Origin of the sequence: Photobacterium minamisatsumaniensis (genome assembly GCF_050336695.1) — a bacterium.
GTDB lineage: Bacteria > Pseudomonadota > Gammaproteobacteria > Enterobacterales > Vibrionaceae > Photobacterium > Photobacterium minamisatsumaniensis.
Genome location: NZ_JAKJSI010000018.1, coordinates 141,809 through 163,849 on the forward strand (window position 1 = coordinate 141,809; position 22,041 = coordinate 163,849).

Here is a 22,041-nt window from a genome sequence, read left to right on the forward strand (position 1 = left end):
TAACACTTACGAGCCGACACAAAAACCTAGAAAATCAATAAGTAAGAACACACATATCTTTCATAACTCTGTACCGTTAGGCACCCGACCGCCGCATTAGTCTGACTCCACCGACTTCGGTGCTGAAGCCAAATGAATTGTAATAATCCTCCATACTGGGGAGACAATACAGCTCGAAATGTTTTACCTTCTTGAGCTTGTCATGTGTTTTCACTAATTGCATTAGCTCTTTACCCAAACCAGTACCACGATGTGTAGAGCAAACAATGACATCAAAGATTATGGCTTTAAATACCAAGTCACTTAGAACACGAACGAAACCAACCAGTTGGTCAGTCTCATCTAAAACACCGATACAAACTTGTGAGCCATGAACACAAGCTCTTGTCTCTTCGAGTGTTCTATCCTTAGCCCACCATGCTTGTTTGTACAAACCATGAACTTGAGTTATTTGTTCATGAGAAAAGTCATAAATTATCTTCATATATTCCTGAGGCCTTAAACGAGAAACACTCAACAGACTGAGAATGCCGAGTTCAGTAAACCTTGTTGATACAATTGTTAACTACCTATACCGAGTTTCCGCTTTTCCATATATTCTGCTAATTCCTTATCACCAGAATATTTACTCTCTTTCAGTGCGAGATGAACCCCATGTTGATCTTCGACTTTCCTTTGTTGTCCCAGTTTCTCGACACCTTGGTAATCGTCAATTACAACCTTGAAAGCAACTATCGCAGCTTTCAACTTCGTCTGATATTCAACAGGCATTAAATCTGAGTTTGAAAGTAACTCAGGTTCATGAGCCAATATTGTATCGTCCATAACCTCATTAACGCCGTCACCATCTATTATTTCAACAACGCCATAGCAATGAACGGCTGCATAGTTCCATGTTGGTACTGCAGGTTTATATGCGTACCAAGTTGGCGAAATATACGCGTGAGGCCCATTAAATACGATTAATACTCTTTGATTTTGAAACTGCTTCCAGTGTTTGCTTTAGCAAGGTGACCATATAAAGTGCCTTTGCTGCCTTCATCTGGTTTCAATACAAATGGAATGTGTGTTGCAGTTAAGTCAGATGAAGTTAACACACCAAAATTGTTGTTTTTTATAAAATTAGAAACCAAATTATGATCTTTCATTTCCATATTTCTAGGTATAAACATACGAATCCTTTCGTTTAATTTTAAAAAGCTGCTAATGCTCTCCACTGCGACGCATCCACAAAATACCTTTGTAGTTCAGTGCTTTAGCTCAACTTTTCAAGTTGGTGGTCTTGTTAGACTAATTTCTTTAGGGCTAACTGCCCTCTTTCACCAATATCGCCTACATCCTGCCAGCCATGTTTGCGATAAAATGACTTTCCTTGAATATTCGAAGGCCAGTATCTGAGTAGTGCATATTCGCAATTGTGATTTTGAAATCTCGTAAAAATGAAATTTTGCAAGATATTCCCCAAACCTTGACTTCGGTGCTCTGGGGTCAGGTATAGCAAGTTAATGTAGCCATAAAGCTGATCATATTCATCTTTAAGACCACTGATGAATTCAGTTTGACCAATAATTTGATTATCGTTAACAAGATGAAAGAAACCAGCTTTAGAATTAGTAGATAAACGATCAAACCATGCTTTTGTATCGCTGAGACTAAAATCTACTGTATCTCCATGGCTCACAATATGAGCATCTTTCCTGAACTCAATGCATAAGCCTAAATGCTTCTGAAGATTAACAGGGACAAATTCCAAATTTTACTCCATAACGAATTGATATATGTAGCCTAAACACCTAGCTAAATTACAGCTGCCGATTTGAGTAATTTGTTAGGCTTGAAGCTTCATCAAATACTCATCACCCTCTCGACTAATAACCTTAAACCCAAGGTTTGTATATAGCATCATTGCTGGATTTGATTCAATAACGCTTAAACCGACCGTGGCTCCCGATTTTGCAGCTGAACGAATCAGTGCTTTGAGTAAGTCGCTGCCAATACCAAGACCTTGAAACTCAGGTGCTATTTGAATTTGGATAAGTTGCCAATGGTTTATTTGAGAATTGTACGTTGCTTTGAACAAACCAATTGCTTGGCTATTAACTTCAACAATTTGTGCTGAGTGAAACTCGTAACGAATTCGAGCCTCGTAAGCATCAACCGTTACCTGCATACCAGCTTGCTCAAGGTACTTGCGCATTGTGTAGTCTCTTAGCTGATGAAGAAAAACCATATCATCTTCACATGCATTTCTTAGAGTAACGTCCATTTTACCTCCAAAAACCTAACGTCCTTGTAAATTACCCGCCCCGATGCCAAAACATAGCCCCATTAAGACAAAAGTTAATTCATACTAAAAATGCCTCGTGCTAACGGGCAACTTACACTGTTTGTTGAGGCTCAGCATCTAGAGGGGATGATTACACCCCTGACTTAGCCATCGTCATGATTTTATGGGCTTTTTCGAAGTGATCTAACTTATGTTGTTGAATCCACCATGTTGCTGCTTCCATCAACAAATCAGGCTCGTCGTTTTTATTGGCAAAAAAAGCATAAAAAGAAACACCAACATTATCACCCTTTTGCTCAATCTTTTTAGAGCAAACTTGGATCACTTTATCTCTCAATGAACTACGCACTTATTCCCTACCTAGATTGTTCCAAATTTATAAGCACCTTACACAGGCAGAAAGATGGAAACAAGAAAAACTGTTTTTATATACAGTATATCTAATTCGAGAGAGCCATAGCGCCTGCTTAACACGTTTATTGCTATACAAATTCCGAGTGTAATGAATCGTGTTAATGCGATTGTTAGGCATCTTGAGTATGACTAAAACGCTGCCTTGTTACTAAACCCCACTTTTCATCAAGGTACTTATCTTCAACAAAAGAGCCTGATGTGTAGTCATTTACTACATTTTGCCAAAATTTCACGGCATGATCAGCACCTGCAACTTGCTTAATCTCCCAAGATCCTTCGAGGAGTTCAAAAATACTTGATATAAAATGCTTACCAATTTTGTTTTTTCGAAAACATGGCAGTACATAAAAATCACAGATTTCATATTCCTTTGGTGATTTTTCCAAAATAGCAGTAAGGGCAGCAGGAATCCCATCTACATACAATAAGTAGCCTGAAACATTGCCTTCAATTTTTGGGTATATTTCAAATAAACCATTTTCATCTGGTTTATCTTCTATTATTTTTGAAAATTCGGCTGCATAGCCTTGGTACAAATTAGCGTATACGTGCTTATTATTACTACTCACATTTACTATTTTCATAAACAATCCCCTACATAGTTGTTCACAAACTTACCTTTAACGCTAATAAAATTAAGAGCTAAATACTAAATCAAATGCCTAATTATAGTCATAAGTTGCCCGCAGCAAAGCCCAAACAGACCACCATATACACATATAAACCAATTCATACTTAAATCACCGCGTAGCAGAATCAACTTGATGGCCTTGTTATGGAAAAATCAGTTTATCTTAGAACGGGACGAAAAAAACTACGTTCATAGCTAACTATAAAATCATGATGCTCTGCCAACTCAAATGCCTTTATACATTCCGGATCATCTAAGGATTTTATCCGATATTCTTCATATGCTGACAAACTTTCAAATGTGAAAAGTGCTAGAGCGATGTTGTTAGCACCTTCAGAGGGTAAATAATAACCATTGTGCTGTCCTCCAAACTTCTGGACCAAAGGTATCCACATTCTTGCATACTCTTCAAATTCTTTAACCTTCTTCGGGTCAATTACATATCTTACATAACAAGTTATCACGTTTAAAAATCCTTTTATTTCGTAATTATTAATACATATGCCATAACATCTTATCCCACGAACCTAGTACGTATATCCTCGGCATAGATGCATGACACTCACAAATCTTGACTGTTTATACCACCAAAGCTACTCAAGCGTGTGCATGACTCGCTACCGCCAGCGGCTCTCACATGCAGCACTGCACTATATCAATAGATCCTACATGAATGCATTAGAAGTCTAATTATCTAGGCTTTGATTGCCAGCTTTTAGCTCGCAAGTATTGGGGGTACGACTTTTAGACATTATTTGAGGCACTACTGAGCATTGTGATGTAATGCTCTTTTCATTAGACCAAAATATAAATCTCTATAACGTTGTTTATCTAATTTCACGGTGTAGTGCTTGTCCCTTTCATTCTCATTATTTAGCAGGCATCACATACCCAACCAATTGAGTACCGAAGTATCCCCCAACCGACTACTTTATGAATAGCGATTAGGTCATATGTGTCTATGATATCGGCATCGAATGACCTGCCAGTTAGTAAGAAATGACTTTCATTGCTCTTAAAAAATTGGAGATCACTATGACGATATTAAAAAACGTAAAAGCATGGCCAACTCACTGGATCCAGCAAAACGACAAATTCCCTGAGCAAACCATTGATGCTTTTATTGAATCAAGCTCTGGTAAAGACATTGGCGTTGCATTTTCGGGGGGTGGTACACGTTCGGCATGTTGTACTGTGGGACAATTAAAGGCTTTGCATGATACTGGACTCATCAACCGTGTTAAATACATCTCTGCTGTTTCTGGTGGTGCTTGGGCGAGTATTCCCTACACATATGTAAGTACACAGAAGTTAGAGCATTATTTTGGTGATATCGAAGAGCCACAATCACTGTGTTGGGATAGCGTCACGAAAATAACCCCGAACTCGATGCAAGATTGTATTGTAAACTCCGGCATACTTGGCAAGCTGATCAGTTCGGGCTTAAAAGGCAAAGGCGATGAGAGCTTCGCCAATGTACTCGGTGATATTTTCCTTAAACCACTGGGGCTTCATTCGCCAAATATGTCATTTACATATAACGACCAAACTCGAGGCGAAGCGTGCGAAGTAAACTCAGCATTGACAGCACACTCATTTATTATGGCTCGCCAAGATGCCCCTTATTTAATTGTTAATGCAACCCTTTTAAATCAAGACGGTATAGAATTTAAGAAAAAATATCACGTCGAATATACACCATACTATAGCGGTATACGCAGAGAAGTGACGGATGAAGACGCGTTCAATGCAGACGACTATTTTGGTGGTGGCTACATAAGCTCTTATGCATATGACACTATTGGACCTTATGATGTAAAGGAAACCAATAATACTTATGAATTTACAGTCAAGCGCTCTCCTAAGAAGTGGCTAGATTGGACGAGTGAAAGAGCCTTCTCGCTATCTGATATTATGGCTAGTACAGGAGCTGCACCTCAAGGTGTCACTGATGCACTGAAGCTTTCAGCCATCGGCTTTCCAGAATTTAATCATTTTCCAATTTCAATTCCGCAAAACAAAACAAGAGTCGCTGAAGAATACTCTCATTCAGATGGAGGGCAAATGGAAAACCTTGGTATTATGCCGCTGCTTGCGCGTAAAGTAGAAAATATAATCGTATTCATTAATACCAAGAAACCCTTTAAGTCAGGTGACGATGTTGCGAAAGCAGAACTTAACATTTCATTAAAAAACCTTTTTATTAGTACTGATAACTGGCATAAATTCACCCAGTTTGACGACAATATTGTCTTTAAAGACGGCGAAGCTGAACTCAACAGAATAATACAGCAGTTCAATCAATGCGTAAGTAAAGTGGATGGCGAATGCCCAGCAGACCAAGTCCTTTTTGCTCAAAGTAACCTAGTTACCTGCAACAATGAGACTTATGCAATAAAAGAAGGTCATGCGGTATCTGTTACTTGGATATACAACCAACGTTCGTTGGAATGGGAAAATAAGCTAGCAGATAGAGACATAGCAAAGGCTATTGCCGAACAGTCTGCCAATAAAGATAACCAATATAAGCTAGATAACTTCCCTCACTATAAAACGTTTATGGAAAACTCATCAGTAATTAAGCTGACTAAGCTACAAACTAATTTATTGTCAGGGTTAAGCTACTGGACTGCTAAAAAAGTGATCACCGAACATCTTCAATCAGACAGCTAATATATAAACGATTTTATTCATTGATGCTGTTCATCCAACGCAAGCAACTAAAATTACACATGGTTGGATATGTACAGGGCAAGATAAAGTGCTTGAAACAACATATAGTGATTTAGTAGCCATCCATAAACTACTGTACGAATTAGGTAAGTTATATAGTGAGCATGAAAAAGCTGGAGGAGTAAACACCGCCCCCAGCCTTTCATTTTTAATTACAAAAGATGCTTTCGCCTAAATTTAAATGACTAATTATCGGCACAGCATATTAGCAGTATATTTATCGAGCTCTCTTGCCAGAATGAGCGCATCACGACGCTCGCGATAGCTCAAGTTATAGCCTTCTCCTGCATACCCACTTCCTTCAAGTAATCGTTGGGCATTTTTCATCGCGATATCTGCTGCATAGCAAGTACTTTGGCCAAGGCCATGATGGAGCTGTGCATTAAGTAGCTTCACTGCAACATAATCTGAGCTTCCTTCATATGCATCTCTTCCAAGTAACTCCGAAGCTTTATCACAGCTATCTACGTAATAGTGACCAACTTTATAATTAGAGGCCTCGACGTGATCATCACTTAAATACTGACCATATATTGGTTTATCGTAGCACTCTTCTTTTGGCGGATATGGTTGAGGTTCTTTAGTCTTCACGAACTGAATATTATCAATCGCAAAAACTAATGTCTGGCCTGGTTTTACAATGAAGTTCACACAGAATTCCGAGTTGCCTTCGTGTAACTGTTGCTGGCCAGCATTAGGGTTATAAACCCTACTCGCGCCTAAATAATAATCAATCGATGACTCGGACTCTCTGATATCAAGAAAGAGAACTTCGTCCGCATAGCCATCGTTGTTACTGTCGACCTTCCAAACAGGTTGCCACCCATAAGGTACACCGACTTCACAAAGTGTGTATGGCGTTTTCGGTGTTAGTTTTGCACCATTAAAATCAATCACATTTGGTGGCGTTAGCGCATATGAATTTAATTCAGGGCCTGACAGGGTGAATTTCCAAACATCATTAGTTGAATAGCCATTAGTGAATTTCTTAACCACGACCATACCATTTTCACGGTTGATGTAAGTACATTCAACGGTTTCATCAGGATCCAACTCAATGCTCGCAATGCGTGTCATTACATTAACTTGGCTATTGCCATTTACTGTTTCAGTACAGCTTAAATCAAGCAACGCAAAGTCAGGGTTTGGATCAGCTTCTTCTACTTGATAGCTGCCCGGTAACACCTCGACAAACACTTTGCTCTGTCCATGATCCAGCGTAAATTCGTTTGTCTCGTCAATATTATGTAAGAAGCTAAAGCCCATACCGTATTTAGGCTTCGTTAGCTTATTAATAATAATAGTGCCTAACTTTTTATTGGTGATAGAACACTGCTTGGTTGTACCGGCATCTTCAGGTAGAGATACGGTAAACTCACAGCCAGAGCTTGCTGTTTGTGCCCAACCTTCACGCTGAGTTTCTGTTATGGTGTAGCTCCCTTCAACAAGTTCGAAATCACCGTCTTGTCCTTGGAATTTTTCAAATGCACTTGGCGCTGAATCACTTGTAATCAATATAATGCCATCAGGGCCGGTATTCGGTCCATTCAATGTCATCGTCCAGCCATTCTCTTCTCCCTCGGGCAAAGTCACTTTATCAACAGCGACTAAAACGGGGTCTACTGGCTCAGGCTCTGTTAACACAAATGCAAGTTTACCGAAACAATCTGCTGGCTCAGCCAGAGTCGTGAGGTTAATGCTATCCATGGTATTCCCTACCAAGCTACCGCAGCTAGTAACTGTCGCGGTATAGCTGTCGGGGGCAATGTCATCCAATGTCTGAGTAATATCATTTGCATTGCTATCAAAATCGAACGTCAGAGTACTAATAACCTGGTTGGAAGAGTTTTTTACCTCTACGGTACACTGCAAGGTATCCGGGGCATCCAATTCCGGTACAGTTAACTGAATATCAAGATCGACAAGTGCTGAGCTGGTGATGTTAATAGAAACTGGAGACTCTTCTGTACCGCTTATCGCTGTTGTGCCATCAGAGGCTTCAAGTAACGCCCAATCGGAAAGTGTCCCGTCGGTGCTAGTGAGTGCTGCTGCAGAAATTGTTTTAGTGAACTCGACAAAATTAACCAAACAACCATTATCGTTAGCACACTCCACTGGGTTCTGGTCTTCTGATTGCCATATGAGATCGTTATCACTTGGTGTGAGTATGTCATTTAACTGATAACTATCAGAGAAAGTACCGTTGGCGCCGGTAACTTGTGAAACAAAGTAGCTAAGTCCACTTCCCGTTAACCGCTCTGTATCGGAAATAATAGCCGTTGTATCGCCCTCACCATTAATAATCTGAATAGCGTCTTGTAATGTAAACTCAACCACTAAAGGTTCGTCAGAAAATGGAGGGCTATTTTCCAAGTCAGGATCTTTCAATGTGGCAGATGCTACATCCCTCAAGCCAGAAACCTCTTCCGGCTGAGCATTAATCTCAAATGTATGAGTAACAAATACCTCACTCTTTGCTGGAACTAAGACATCTTCAAAAAGAACGTTATCTAGCAGTTGCTCTCCAGCACCTATATCGCCAAAGATATCATCCTCAATGTCAGCCAAAACTGCACGTGAGGCACTATTTGAGACATAAATATTCGTAACCACACGTACTGAGTTAGCCGAGGACGGTATCACACTCCATTCCACCCGAATTTTAACCTCGGCACTGTTGTCAACGGTTTCATCGCAGGTGTTACCTAAATCGATAAACGCAGGGTCGACACCTTTGGTCACATTCCACACAACGCCGGCCCCTGAAGATGCTGTCATGTCTTTTCTTATGCCTGAAGCAACAATATCTTTAACTGGAATGGAAACGGTACGTTTACCCTTTTGAAAATCCTCCGACTCAAACATATAGGCTTGCAGCGAAGAACCGGGAAATTGGCTCGCACCTATTGCTAAGCGATTTGCCCAGTCAATAACACACGTTGTTCCTGCATTTTGAGTAATGGTTAGCTGACGGAAGATCACATCTTCAATACCTCCCGTCACAGTGCCTGAGGTATCTATCATTTGCTCACCAACCTCAACCTCACAGGAGTTGTCTGAAAATAGATTTACAGTATCAGGTGCCTGAATAATTTGTACATCAACGATTTGATCGTACCCCATTACCCCATTGATATCGGCGTTGTCAGCTGCAATTAAGACATCGTAAGTAACAGTACCGCCATTATTACTGTTTTCAGTAATCAAACGGTATGGCACAAGATCTAACTCATTCCACCCTTTACCTAAGTTGCTAGGTGTATACGGGGTATCATTCCCCCCTAAACTACTAGGGTCTTGGCAAGTAAAATTACTATCAATGTTTGGCAAAGTATTACTGCCACTGATTAATGTCGGGTTCCCGTCATTACGACAGCCTTCTAACCTAAACTGAACTGTATTTGGAGCTTCTATGAATGCCCAAGCTGTCGACATCGAAGCTCCCCAAAGAAGGATTATTCCCAGCAGAGAATACCTTTTCTTTTGAAAGAAATTTCTGAAATTCATTACACCCAACCTTCTTAAGCTATTATTGTGACTTTTAATATGGCTACTTCAAACCTAGCTAGGTGCATGACCGAAAAATCATAGAATCTGCGATTATGCAGTAAATAATGCTATTTATTGGTAATGAGGCTGAATATCTAATTTTATAGACAGCTCCATGATTTTAAGAAGCAGCTAGAGGACAAAACAATATGCAGTTGGTAATAAAGGATTTTATGGTAAAACGGGCCGTTTTAATAATTTGGCTCACTCATAAAAGTGAGCCATTTTATTTACAACTTAGTTAGCAAGCTCTGCTTTTAGCTCTTCCATTTGGCGACGACGCTGCCAAAAGGCTTCAGATTGTTTCTCTTGTTCAGATAGGTTTGGGTTTGCACCCAAATACTCTACAACCGTAGAGAAAGACTTACTTGCCATGTTAGAACGACCCGAGGCCAACGACAGTTTATCGGTAACAGATTGTGCAGCGCTTCCAAGAGCCACTACTTCACCAGGTGTAAACGTTACGTTGTCCCAAACAATAAGTTCATCCATCATGACAGCATGTCCGGTATTGTACGTTTGAGCATGATCATTGTTAATCAACCATGGCAAACCAGTATGAATCGTGTTCTTTCTATCGCCAGTCAGATCAACACTACCGTATTGCAGATTACCTTTCGCGTTATAAACACCAAATGTCATCACTCCAAACCCTTCACCATTACTCCACGCTTTCGTCTTGTCCACGCTTGCAACCAGCAGGTTCCATTGCAAGTTGTCCATACTTGTTGTTGGGGTATAAGGTAATTGGACAAAGCAACAGCTCCCTTCACCATCAACACCAACTTGGAGTTTCAAACTGGCATTAAGCTGAGCCAAGATCATTCCATCTGCAGCCGATGCCCAGCGCTTATTGGTTAAGATTGCAGGATCGTAAGATGTACCATCACCGATAAACCATAATGAAATAGTGAATTTGTCGGTATTAGTGACTAGATCGTCAAACAATAAGTCATTGTTGAAATTTCGCACATGATACAGTGCGTTTTCATACTTGCCTGCCGTAGAAGCAATGCTCGGCTCGCCCGTTTTACTTAACGCATGACCACCAGCAATACTGTTATCGGTTAATTCATCGTCAAAGCTATACAGCGCACTAATCGAACCAAATGGCAGATCATCATAGTCAACATCATCGAGTATGGTGACAGCAGTGGTTATCGACTTAGGGATGGCATTATTAACTAATGTAAAAGTAATTTGATGACTGCCGGGCTCTAAATTATCAAGCTCATATTCAAAGGTATATATATCGCCTGTAGAGGCATTGTCTATTTGAACGATTTCACTACCGTTTGCAAAAACTTGAACGGGTAAGTTGTTTGATGCAGTAAACGTGATTTCGACCGTGTTGGCATCTTGAATATTCTCGACAAATAAACCACGTACACCAATTTCACCAATAAGCGGCGTTCCTTCTATCGCCCAATCTGGCTTAATATCTACGTTGTGCCATGTAAGCAGAGTCGGAGTTACATCGGTTTGGGCAACATAGCGGTAAATACCATCTTTGTCTCGGTTACCGATGGAATTTAATGGGGATGTAAACTGCTGGTTTAGCTGTTCTGCTTGATTTGATGCCACCCAAATTTTCTTGGCATCAATGTCTTGGGAGCCATGAGCACAATCAACCGAGCCATTATCTTTTTGGCGGTTAAAACCATGATCAGGGGCGACCATAACCAACCACTCTTCATTGTATTCAGCCTCTCTTGCAAGGACGGCATCCATCATGTAACCGAATACTTGGTCTGCTTCTTCAATGGTTTTGACATAATCATCTGACCAAGCCCCGCCACTATTGCCATAGTAACAGTGCCCTGAGTAATCAACCATATCAATCGTCGTGAACAACGAATCATAGTCACCAGATAAAATCTTATCAGCGATAATGCGTGCGTTATCGTGCTCAGCATCAATATTGGTGCCGGTACGAAAAGCCTTTTTATTTTCAATCACACTCAGGTCAAAATTAACGTAGTCAAAAATAGGCCAATTTGGATAAAGTCCTATCGTGAATTCTGGTTGGTCAGTAATTAGATGCTGCCATACGGTTTTGAATCCGTTTTCGCCTGACTTTTGAACCGTGTGCCAACTTCCTGTCCAAAGTGTCGACTCACCTTCTACGGTACTCGTCCCAGACTGAGAAAGCGTATCCGAAATTCCGCCCGTATACGCTTGTTGAATTGCTAACTTATCCAAGTTTGGGGTGGTTGCGTTGAGTACTGCTTCATAACGAGCACCATCAATCATTACAAGTAAAGACTTACGCTCTTTCTCTAACGGCTGACTACTCTTTTCATCAGTAGAGCTGTTACACCCTGCGAGCATAGTAAAAACAACCACCGTACTTGCATATCGGAACGCATTATTCATGTTTGTGACTCCATCATTTAGTGATGAAGTGAGGCTATAGGTAGACAATGTCAATTATATTTCAAGACGTTGCATGTTTTCTTTACATGATCGGGAATAAAAATAGCTTGTGTAACAACTTAAAATCGATTAAGCATTCACTGCTTGGCCAACGTATGATTTAAACAAACTGCATCAATCATTCATTAGTACTTCATAAAGCCGAGTTATAGTTTTTTGACTACTTCTCTTTCTAACTCTTTACATGAAAATCAATAACTGCCAATCGAGTCATCATCAACGTCGAATTCCCCCTTTTAAAGCGCTGCGGGCATTTGAGTCTGCGGCTCGACATGGCAGCTTTTCTGATGCGGCTGAAGAGCTCAACGTGAGTCGTGCAGCCATTAGTCAGCAGATAAAATCTTTAGAAGATTTTCTAGACGCCCGTCTTTTTGCTCGAATTGGTACCCAGCTTATGCCTACTGAGCAAGCATTACAGTACTTACCTCTTCTGACAGATACGCTTAATAATCTGTCTCTCGGTACCCATCATTTATTTGGAAAAAAGAAGCGCCAAACACTGACAATAAGAGTCGCTCAAAGTTTTTGCCATACATGGTTGCTACCGAGACTGGCTGATTTTCATCGCAGCTATCCTGATATATCGATCCAGTTTTACTCGACAACAAACCTATACCCAAGCAATAACAACACCGTTGATCTTGAGATCGTCAATGGCTACGGCAACTGGAAGGACATTTGTTATGAGCCCTTAACATCGAATGAGCAATGGGTAGTCGTAGCCAGTCCATCATTTAGTAAAGAGCATAACTCTGTCTGCAGCATTGAGGAATTTGCCAGTTTCCCGAAACTCGCAACACTGGGTTATAGCGAAGGTTGGCGAGATTGGTTTGACTTGCATGAGCGTAACATATCGTTTGTCGAGCCAATAATGTCGTTTGATAGTACTCAGCTGTCTATGGAAGCGGCTAGCCAAGGGCTTGGAATGCTTCTCGCTAAATCGATATTGGTTGAAGATGCCGTAAAGCAAGGCGATCTCGTTATTGCCCATCACCGTTCAATGCCAAGCAAAAGCCAACATTATCTGGTGAAGAACCAAACCAACATGAATGAAGCCAAAATAACTGCTTTTTGTGAGTGGCTGAGAAAATGTGACATGTTAGCGAGCACAGTGTCAAAAGTAGCACCTAGCACCTAGCACCTAGCACCTAGCACCTAGCACCTAGCACGCCGAATATACAAAAAGGATTGGCATTACACCAATCCTTCGTCATTAAGCTTTTAGGTTTTATTTACTCGTAGTCAGACGCGTAAGTCTCTTCATATGTGTGCGAGTAAAGCTCAAATAAGTTGCCAAACGGGTCTTCTAGGTAAACCATTTTCGCTTGCTTGTTATCGTCTTCTGGGTGGTAACGCATGATATCCATACGTACTTTACCGCCAAACTGCTCAACTTTCTCAATCACACCTGCGAAGTCATCGGTCTGAAGACAGAAGTGGAAAATACCAAGTCGAGAGAAATCAACTTCATGACGTTCCTGACGCTCTTTCATTTCAAACAGCTCAACACCAATCCCGTCAGTTGTCACTAGGTGTGCGATGTTGAAGCCTTTAAAACCTTCACCAAAAACAGCGATACACATTCTGCCGATTGCACTTTCGCGCTCTTCAACCACTTTGGTGTTGCCCATTACCACTTTAAGACCCAGCGCATTAGTGTAAAACTCAACCGCTTTATCCATGTCGCCAACCATGATGCCTACGTGATTCATTTTCATAATCTGCTCAAAATTCCGATGTTTGATTCGTGTCTTGTTTCAATGGAGTCAGTATATTGCGATATTGTAATTATGGAAAATTATCATTAATTATTAAAATGATAACTTTATGTAATCACTGTTGCGGTATGTACAAAAAAGCCAGCAAACAACTGCTGGCTCAATGAGGGGGAACATTAAGCGGTTAGGCTCAACGGCCTACCTCTATAACAAGTTGGCAAGATTACAGGTTAGCAAGTTGCGCCTTTCTGTCTTTGTTCACCACGCAGAAATTTCCGCGCTTGGTGCGACATTTCGAGCACCTTTCGCACTCTACAGGCGCTCTGTCGTCTTCCTTCCAGCGCTTTACCAGATGCGGCTCAGACAACAACGGCCTTGAAAGCGCAAAGTATTGGATGTTGGTGTTATTGGCGATGTCTTCAATCGCAGCAATATCGGTTAACCCACCAACCGTGATAATCGGTACATCCACTTCTTGGCTAATAACATTGCCATATTCATGGAAATATCCCTCTTCTTGGATGGTATAACCATCATGGGACTCACCCACCATGGTGTTTGCCTTGCCATGGATATTACCCGAAATAATAATGGCATCTACACCCACTTGTTCTAGCTTTTTACACACAAGGCGCGTTTCATCAAAGGTTAAACCGCCTTTGAAGAACTCAGTTGCTGTAAGCTTAACCATGATCGGGAAGTCGTCGCCCACCAGCTTTCTGGTTTCGGCAAAGATCTCCAACAGGAAGCGCATTCGGTTCTCTAAGCTACCACCATATTCATCTTCACGACGATTATAGTATGGGCTTAAAAACTGGTTAATTAGATAAGTATGGGCTGCGTGGATCTCAATACCATCGAAGCCTGACTCTAATGCCCTGAGACCCGCTTGAGCAAATGCATCAACAATGTAGTCGATATTATCTTTGGTCATCGCTTTACCTTGTGTCTGCGTGCCTCTTTCACACACATCACTTGGTGCAAAGATCACTCGCTCACCAACATTATAAGTGGTTTTTGTACCACCATAGGCAAGCTGCATGGCAATTTTAGAGCCATGGCGATGTACAAGATCGGTCAGCTTTTTATACTCATCGATAAATGAATCGTTATACATGCCCATCATGCCAGCGTTGGGCTTTTCTTCTTCGACAATATTTGCGTAACCCGTAACGATTAGACCCACCTCGCCTTTCGCAAGCTCTTCATAGATGGCATACAGCTTATCCGTCATATGGCCGTCTTCGGTTGCCATATTTTCCCACGTCGCGCTTCGCATAAAGCGGTTTTTCAGTGCTAAGTTGCCAATGCGGGTTTCAGTAAACAAAGTACTCAAGTCTAATCCTCTTAAATTTGTATTGCCTGCTCAACGATAAATACAAAAAAGAACAGCCACACCGTTAGCATGGCTGTTCCTTTTCTATTTACTGCTCTAATCCAGTGAGCGGAGCGGGATTCTACCGAGAAAATCGACGACAAAACTTAATCTAGATTAAGGTTAGGTCATACAAATCATCGAAGGCTTTACCTAACTAACATTGATAAACAACAAAGCTTAAAAACTATTCTAAGCCGTCCTATTATTTTTATTTAAATACCTGAACGAATGTCTAGGAGACCTCAGTTACTAGTTATCTACGAATTTACTGTGACGATATCTTTTCTACTGCGTCTTTCATCCAATTTATCTCCGCTTTTAGTCCTTCAATAATACGCCCATAAAGCAGCTTAGCGCTTAGTGGCATCGCCATTTGAGCCATCTCTTCTAACATGTCTAGTGTGCTTTGTAGTGATTTTTGCCGCTCTTTAAAGCATTCAAGTACCTTAGATACAGGTAACAGGTCGATACCGCATAGGGCAAGGTTATATCTTGGGTCAGTCTCTCTGGCATATGTTAGCGCTTCTATTGTGGCGAGTTCTAATGCTTGCTTTCCACCATCTGTTACATTGTAAATTCTTCCGGTTGGCCCCTTGCTCTGCTTTTGAGTATCAGGCTGGGATAGCACAAAACGTCTCTTTTCAAGCTTCTTTAGGGTGACGTAAATTGAAGAGGAGCTAACGCCACTCCACGCACCATAGCCTCGCTCTTCAACGCTCTGTCGAAGTTGGTAGCCATTGCAGTTACCTAGCTCTTCTATCAAAGAGAGCAGTGCAAATTCTGAGTTGTTGATCTTATAGTCCATATATGGAATATTATCGCTCAATAATATAAAGTCAAGTCAGCAGGTACATATGTAAACAGCTCTCATTGCTAAAAGAGAGTTAATTGACGCATTAGGAAGTGCCTACAGTCTCAAGGGGGATAGTCAAATTTATATATACCATCTGGCTGATATGTAATTCTTTTTTGTAGGACTCATTGATGAAAGACAACCAAGTATTCTGCGTATTAGGCGCCACAGGCCGAATCGGAATTGAACTAACCGCTAGCCTGCTCTCTAAAAACTTAACGGTTCGTGCCGTAGTGCGTGACAAGACTAAATTGCTAAATATGCTAAAAGAGAGAGGGATCAGTGCTGACCAGCCTACCCTTTCTATTTTCGTAACAGACCTGTTTTCAGCTGCGCCAAATACTGCGCTAAATGACGCTTTGTCGAACTGCTCAATGGTGTTCAACTGCGCCTCACCTAAAATTTCATGGGTGCCATTATCGAAAGTGAATAGACAATGGGGAACCCCTGTTTTATCTCTCACTCGCAGTTTGATTGAGCATGCCAACCAAGCTGATATCAAACCTCACGTATTTACGTTTATTGGCCCAGAGTACTTTGGCCAATATGACGCCCATATACGCCCCCATCATAGAATCTTATCCAAGCTGTTAAAGGCAATCTATCCAGCGCTGAAGGACAACTACTTAGAGACAAATTTAATCCTTGATGGTGAATATAAGAAATGGACGGTGCTACGCTGTGGCGGTATTCGTCCAGGAGTAAAAGGAAGGCTGGGCGACTCACAAAACGTTGATATGGACTACAAAGTGGATGGCAGTAATTACAAGCTTGGTAAAGGTTACTCACTACAGGCAGAAGATCTCGCCGCTTACCTGACAAGTCTGATTCAGAATAAAACAGTTGGTGACTTAGAAGCACAGATGCCTTTCACCTTTAACACTCATTTTTCTGTTTAAACATCATCGATATACATTGCTGAATTAGCCACTTTTAAACAATCACTATTAAATATTTCGAGCACATCGCCCTGTATGGACGATGTGCTCTTATGGTTATAGCTTCTCGTATACCGGTTCTCCACCAGCATTATTGTCATCAAGTGACTGAGCCATCTCATTTTGGTGAGCGTCGGAAGTCAACAGTTCAGGCTTTCTCAACCAGCGAATTAATGTCAGGCTACAAGCTAGAATAATTACTGTTGCAGGAAGTCCCCCGAGGTTCGACAGCTGTTTAACCCCATTGATACCAACCGTACTCACCATGATCCAAGCAACCAAGCCAATGACTCCCCCCCAAAGAATTTTAATCGGAAGTGAAGTGCCTTCATCAGACTCAGAGTCAAAATCTTTAGTACATAAATCACCGATGGCATCAGTACTAGAATCCGCTGCGGTTACATATGAAATGAACGCAATCAGGATCAAAAATAATGAGGTTATTCCGCTGAAAGGCAATTGCCCCATAATATGGTATAGCAGCTGTTCGATACCCTGTTCATTAAGCACGGTATATAACCCACCATTACTTTGCGCATCCATATAAATAGCAGTGCTGGAAAATACCGATACCCAAACCATGATGAACAAGCTTGGATAGATCAAGTTAACCTGAATAAACTCTTTCACCGTGTAACCACGGGCAATCTTACCAAGGAACATTGCTGTGATAGGCGCCCATGCAAACCACACCGCCCAATAAAATACACTCCACCATTGAGGCCATGGGTCATTGGCGGCCTGACCGGTAAATAAGCTCAAACGGAAGAACGATTGAATAAATTCGCCCAACCCTTCAACACCAAGCGCCAAAATGTACGTTGTTGGGCCAGCAAACAGCACAAAGACAAATAACGCAATAAGCATCCAAAAGTTCGCCTGTGACATACGGGCAATACCTTTGATCAAGCCACTGGCTGCAGAAAAGATGAAAGTCCCCACGATCACAGCGATAAATAGGCCGAGTGTAAACATATTACGCTCAATCTCGACAAACTGGCTTACACCACCCACCAAGGTCAGCGCACCAGTACCGAGCGATGAAGCCATCCCCACCACCAAAGAGTAAAGTGCCAAGGCATCAATCACATCACAAACCTGTGGTGTCAGGTAACGACCAAACACCGGACGCAATGAGCTGGAAATCGAAAACGGAAGCTTAAGATTATAAAATGCGAGCGCAAAAATAAGCGCTGGCACACAATAGATAGCATATGGCGTCGGCCCCCAGTGCAAAAACATCGCTGAAATCGCAAACAGTGTCGCATTTGCGCTGCCAGGCTCGATACCCAAGCTCTCTGGTGGTCCATAGATGTGGTATATCGGCTCCGCAGTAGTCCAGAACAGTACACCCACCGCTAATGTGGTGCAGAGAACTATCATAAACCAGCGTTTTTTATTGATACGAGGCGTACTAGACTCCCCCCCAATACGGATATTACCCAACTTAGAGAAATAAGTGATCACGATAAGCACCAGCAGGTAGAAACTCCCTAGGCTGAATAACCAGGAGAAATGCTGCAAGATACTGTTGTTAATCGCACCAGTGAGCGCGGTGAAACCCGCTAAGTCAACCAAACTAAATACTAATGCTGCCATCAATATCAAGAAGGTTGGGAAAAAGACCAAAGGTCGAATATTCTTAATCATTTACTCATCCTTGAACATCGATTACATGTAGTTGCGCTTGATAGTTTCATCAAAACTTTTTTCAAAAATTACTTGCCCATCGCAACAGGCTTTCCATTGCGCTTTAATGTAGAAGTGCTTTGCATCACACGTCATTACATAATGCGCTTCTATTGCAGTACGCCAGCCATCACGCCCCATATCTACACATAAGCGAATGTCGTTTTTCGCACTTAAGGGATCTTGCGAGTGAATCGACAACGCTTGCTCAATGGTAAAGTCAATTTCGCTCTGCGATGAAGTGATAAACTGACGTCCAAAATCTTCAACAGTTTCAAGGGTACTCACACCGGTTTTATAGTCCCGATGAACAATACGTTTACTGCTTGGCTCACGTATTACTTGACCATCAAACGCCACTGGCTTGTCATAACTAGGGACAAGTTCTGACGTTGCAGGTGATAGATTCAGCGGAATACTCACTGAACATTGCGATGGTTGTAGCGTCAGCGTAGCATCTTCTGCACATGGCCATATCAGAGGCCAGTAAGAAGTCGATACGGCAATCCGAACTTTATGGCCTTTTGGCACGACATAAGCCATATGATTCAACGCGACATCCACATCATAAACTTCATCGGCAACAAGAGATTCAGGAAATTCGTTACTGTTACGGTGTGACAAGTTCAACAGACCGTGAGTTATTCGAGTTACCTCGCCAGTCGGATGTACATCAGAGATCCTAACAATAACATAGGCCTGAGGTTTATCACTTGATAGGGATAAATGCGCCATCACCTGCCCTGCTATCGGCAGATCTTCTGTTAGTGTATCGGAATCAAAAACCAGTGAGCCAGCATCGTCGATACGTTGATCTGCCGGGTTTTCCATATCCATTCGAATACCAACACAGTATCGACCACCGTCTAAGCCGACCGTTTGTGGGGAACGGATACTCAGAGGCTGACTGTCTGAGATCGTGTTTGACAGCCCTTTATCTGATAGGTGCCATTTTTTATAACTGGTGTTAAGAGATGGCCATGTTGGCTCACTCACCCAAGAGCCAGCACGATGTTCATAATCAGTGTGTGGCAGTACGCTGTCTTGCAGGTAATAATGCAGCTCTGGTTCTTTCTCTATGCCATTATCAGTCCCTTTCAACCAGCGATCCCACCACCTGACAGATTCAGCGACATAATCCATCTTTGGGTTTGGATAGGCGATATTAGGGTATTTATGTGCCCATGGCCCTACAAGACCTTTCTTTGGACCAGACAAATTACTCAGTAGAGAAAAAACAGTATTACGATACCCATCTGCCCAGCCACCCATCGCGTAGACAGGTATTTCAATATCTGAATAGTCCTCACAGACCGAACCATGCTTCCAGTAGTCAGAACGTGTTTGTTCCGTCAACCAAGGTTTGGCCAAAAACGGCATCTTATTGAGCCGGTCAAGCCAGATATCTTTCCACTCATCACCAACCAATTTAGCATCTGGAGAGCGGCCTAATGCATAAGCCCAGAAGAAAGCTGCCCAATCCATATTATCATTAAGCAGACAGCCTCCAGCAAAGTGGATGTCATCCCTGAAACGATCGTCAGTCGAGCATTGGGTAATAATCGCTTTCAATGAAGGAGGCTTAAGTGCTGCTATCTGTAGAGAGTTAAACCCTCCCCAAGATATGCCCACCATACCGACATTACCGTCACACCATTCCTGCTTGGCAATCCAGTCAATCACATCGCAACCGTCTTTAAGTTCCTGCTGGGAATACTCATCCTCAAACAGACCTTCTGATTCACCACAGCCCCGAAGATCCACCCGAATACAGGCATAGCCATGTGCGGCCGTTTCCGGCATCGTGATTTCATCACGGATGATGGTACCGTCATTCTTACGGTAGGGAAGAAACTCTAATATGGCGGGGACAGGATTAGCAGCAACATCAGCAGGCATCCAAGCTCGGTAAGCGAGCCGTGTGCCATCAGGAAGGGTAAGCCAGTCGTGATGGATCTTTTGTACGGTCTTCATTGTCATCCTTGTTACATAAGCAAAGAACCTTCTATGTTATAGCGCGTAGTTTGTCAGTAAATCAGTATTTAGTTACCATGGTGTTAACTTTAAGTTCACACAAGTAATACTATGCCCATAAACTCCAAGTTAATACCCTCCACTAATAGCCTAATAATGTTTGAAGCGGCTGCGAGGTTGGGGAGTTTAACGAAAGCCGCAGATGAGCTTTGCGTGACGCCTACAGCAGTAAGTAAACAGATCAAACAACTAGAGTCGCTGCTGAGTACAGAGCTGTTTATCCGCTCACCACAAGGTGTGCGTCTTTCTGACGAAGGGCGCCGGTATTTAGACCGAGTAACTGAGGCACTAACAATACTTGCTGAAGAAACTCTGATCATGGATGAGGCCGCGAATGTTCCAGCCTTGGATATTGAAGTCGGCCCTTGTTTCTTACACTTTTGGTTATTGCCTCGATTAGATCAATTCCGTCAAGAGCACCCTGATGTTCTATTTAATATTAATGTGAACAACGAGCGTCAAGTAGCAACCGATGACAACTATGATGTCGCGTTTTTCTACTCCCCTATACACTCGAAAAATCAAAATAACTATCTGGTATTTCATGAACGGGTATTACTCGTATGTAGCCCAGGGTTCCTCGAAAAGCACGGCGGATATATTGATATATCAACCGTGTTTGATTTCCCCCTTGTCATGCTAAAAGATGAACTTGAATTCTGGGAGGGTTGGCAAACTTGGGCTGAAAAATCAGGACTAGAATACCGTATACCACATGATGCGATTTGCATGACTGACCAAGTTGCCGTGATACAGGCAGCCATCAATGATGCTGGAATTGCCCTCGTGTGGGACTGGCATGTTGAAGAGTTATTGGAAGCCGGCCAGTTGGTTGCTCTAACTGAATTGCTTGATTTTACTGATAAAGCTTATTTTCTCTCGGTTGCCGATCACTGCACCGATCCAGCCGCTCAAACATTCGTAAACTGGGTGCTCAAACAAGAACAGTCGGCATCCATTACGCGTTTATAATACGGTTTTATGTGAATTAGCGTTACGTGAGGCGAAAAAGTGATCAGAAACGAGCAAGATAATTGAATAAACGCGACAAGTTAGTTCTCAAAACTGCGAAAGAGTGAATAGCTATCGGCTTCATAGACACTAAGTAAAGATTAGAAAAAATATGCAAACTGGCCTTAGTCCAGCAGATGCTTCAATAACTCGTAACAAACTTAGGGGCGTGCGACGTGAAGTCGTATGAAGCGCTGTTCACCGCTTAATGTGTGAACCATCTGTATCACCAGATGAACCTAAGAGCCTGAATAAAGTAGCGGCTCCGACAATGTAACGAAGATTGGCATTTGCCAATCGGGATCTAAATCGTAAGAGGACGATCCTCCTGATAACCACAATCGGGTGAGTGCTAGGTAGTCAGTATGAT

General features: G+C 42.0%; 18 protein-coding genes and 1 pseudogene. 5 read left to right on the forward strand and 14 right to left on the reverse strand.

Translation table 11 applies throughout. The features are described from left to right. Positions 1-76: 76 nt before the first annotated feature. The 7 genes and pseudogenes from L4D78_RS10075 to L4D78_RS10105 form a co-directional block, all read right to left on the reverse strand. A complete protein-coding gene (locus tag L4D78_RS10075) occupies positions 77-484 on the reverse strand; it encodes a GNAT family N-acetyltransferase (protein WP_428455468.1) in 408 nt (135 codons plus the stop codon). Between the two features lie 77 nt (positions 485-561). After that, a pseudogene (locus L4D78_RS10080) lies at positions 562-1,172 on the reverse strand (FMN-binding negative transcriptional regulator). A 113-nt stretch (positions 1,173-1,285) separates the two neighbouring features. Next, complete coding sequence (locus tag L4D78_RS10085) at positions 1,286-1,753, reverse strand: GNAT family N-acetyltransferase (protein WP_428466791.1); 468 nt, start codon at positions 1,751-1,753, stop codon at positions 1,286-1,288. Positions 1,754-1,828: 75 nt separating this feature from the next. Continuing rightward, on the reverse strand, positions 1,829-2,266 hold the full coding sequence (locus L4D78_RS10090; protein ID WP_428466792.1) for a GNAT family N-acetyltransferase: 438 nt from the start codon (positions 2,264-2,266) through the stop codon (positions 1,829-1,831). A gap of 151 nt (positions 2,267-2,417) precedes the next feature. Continuing rightward, on the reverse strand, positions 2,418-2,636 hold the full coding sequence (locus L4D78_RS10095; RefSeq protein ID WP_428466793.1) for a DUF6500 family protein: 219 nt from the start codon (positions 2,634-2,636) through the stop codon (positions 2,418-2,420). A 175-nt stretch (positions 2,637-2,811) separates the two neighbouring features. Next, on the reverse strand, positions 2,812-3,285 hold the full coding sequence (locus L4D78_RS10100) for a GNAT family N-acetyltransferase (RefSeq protein WP_428466794.1): 474 nt from the start codon (positions 3,283-3,285) through the stop codon (positions 2,812-2,814). Positions 3,286-3,490: 205 nt separating this feature from the next. Then, positions 3,491-3,796 (reverse strand): NIPSNAP family protein, encoded by a 306-nt coding sequence (locus L4D78_RS10105; protein ID WP_428466795.1) that lies wholly within the window; start codon positions 3,794-3,796, stop codon positions 3,491-3,493. A 571-nt stretch (positions 3,797-4,367) separates the two neighbouring features. On the opposite strand from L4D78_RS10105, the gene L4D78_RS10110 reads away from it, so the two are divergent. Beyond that, positions 4,368-6,005, forward strand: coding sequence for a hypothetical protein (locus tag L4D78_RS10110; protein WP_428466796.1), 1,638 nt, complete (start codon positions 4,368-4,370; stop codon positions 6,003-6,005). An 88-nt stretch (positions 6,006-6,093) separates the two neighbouring features. Beyond that, positions 6,094-6,240, forward strand: a complete 147-nt coding sequence (locus L4D78_RS10115) for a hypothetical protein (protein ID WP_428466797.1) — start codon at positions 6,094-6,096, stop codon at positions 6,238-6,240. 14 nt (positions 6,241-6,254) lie between these two features. Here L4D78_RS10115 and L4D78_RS10120 read toward each other — a convergent pair whose 3' ends face one another. Next, complete coding sequence (locus L4D78_RS10120) at positions 6,255-9,500, reverse strand: hypothetical protein (RefSeq protein ID WP_428466798.1); 3,246 nt, start codon at positions 9,498-9,500, stop codon at positions 6,255-6,257. A 351-nt stretch (positions 9,501-9,851) separates the two neighbouring features. Then, positions 9,852-11,990, reverse strand: coding sequence for a hypothetical protein (locus tag L4D78_RS10125; protein WP_428466799.1), 2,139 nt, complete (start codon positions 11,988-11,990; stop codon positions 9,852-9,854). Positions 11,991-12,234: 244 nt separating this feature from the next. Between L4D78_RS10125 and L4D78_RS10130 the strand changes: the two genes are divergently transcribed. Next, entirely contained in the window at positions 12,235-13,188 is a 954-nt protein-coding gene (locus tag L4D78_RS10130) for a LysR substrate-binding domain-containing protein (protein WP_428466800.1), read from the forward strand. A gap of 94 nt (positions 13,189-13,282) precedes the next feature. Here L4D78_RS10130 and L4D78_RS10135 read toward each other — a convergent pair whose 3' ends face one another. The 3 genes from L4D78_RS10135 to L4D78_RS10145 form a co-directional block, all read right to left on the reverse strand. Further along, a complete protein-coding gene (locus L4D78_RS10135) occupies positions 13,283-13,768 on the reverse strand; it encodes a VOC family protein (protein WP_428460892.1) in 486 nt (161 codons plus the stop codon). 223 nt (positions 13,769-13,991) lie between these two features. After that, positions 13,992-15,104, reverse strand: a complete 1,113-nt coding sequence (locus tag L4D78_RS10140) for an NADH:flavin oxidoreductase (RefSeq protein WP_428460315.1) — start codon at positions 15,102-15,104, stop codon at positions 13,992-13,994. A gap of 307 nt (positions 15,105-15,411) precedes the next feature. Beyond that, a complete protein-coding gene (locus L4D78_RS10145) occupies positions 15,412-15,951 on the reverse strand; it encodes a PadR family transcriptional regulator (RefSeq protein ID WP_428466801.1) in 540 nt (179 codons plus the stop codon). 179 nt (positions 15,952-16,130) lie between these two features. On the opposite strand from L4D78_RS10145, the gene L4D78_RS10150 reads away from it, so the two are divergent. After that, positions 16,131-16,898, forward strand: coding sequence for an SDR family oxidoreductase (locus tag L4D78_RS10150; RefSeq protein WP_428466802.1), 768 nt, complete (start codon positions 16,131-16,133; stop codon positions 16,896-16,898). 96 nt (positions 16,899-16,994) lie between these two features. Here L4D78_RS10150 and L4D78_RS10155 read toward each other — a convergent pair whose 3' ends face one another. Then, entirely contained in the window at positions 16,995-18,587 is a 1,593-nt protein-coding gene (locus L4D78_RS10155) for a BCCT family transporter (RefSeq protein ID WP_428466803.1), read from the reverse strand. A gap of 21 nt (positions 18,588-18,608) precedes the next feature. Then, positions 18,609-20,600, reverse strand: a complete 1,992-nt coding sequence (locus tag L4D78_RS10160) for a CocE/NonD family hydrolase (RefSeq protein ID WP_428466804.1) — start codon at positions 20,598-20,600, stop codon at positions 18,609-18,611. A 156-nt stretch (positions 20,601-20,756) separates the two neighbouring features. Here L4D78_RS10160 and L4D78_RS10165 point away from each other — a divergent pair, with 156 nt between their 5' ends. Continuing rightward, positions 20,757-21,632 (forward strand): LysR substrate-binding domain-containing protein, encoded by an 876-nt coding sequence (locus L4D78_RS10165; protein WP_428466805.1) that lies wholly within the window; start codon positions 20,757-20,759, stop codon positions 21,630-21,632. The last annotated feature ends 409 nt before the right edge of the window (positions 21,633-22,041 follow it).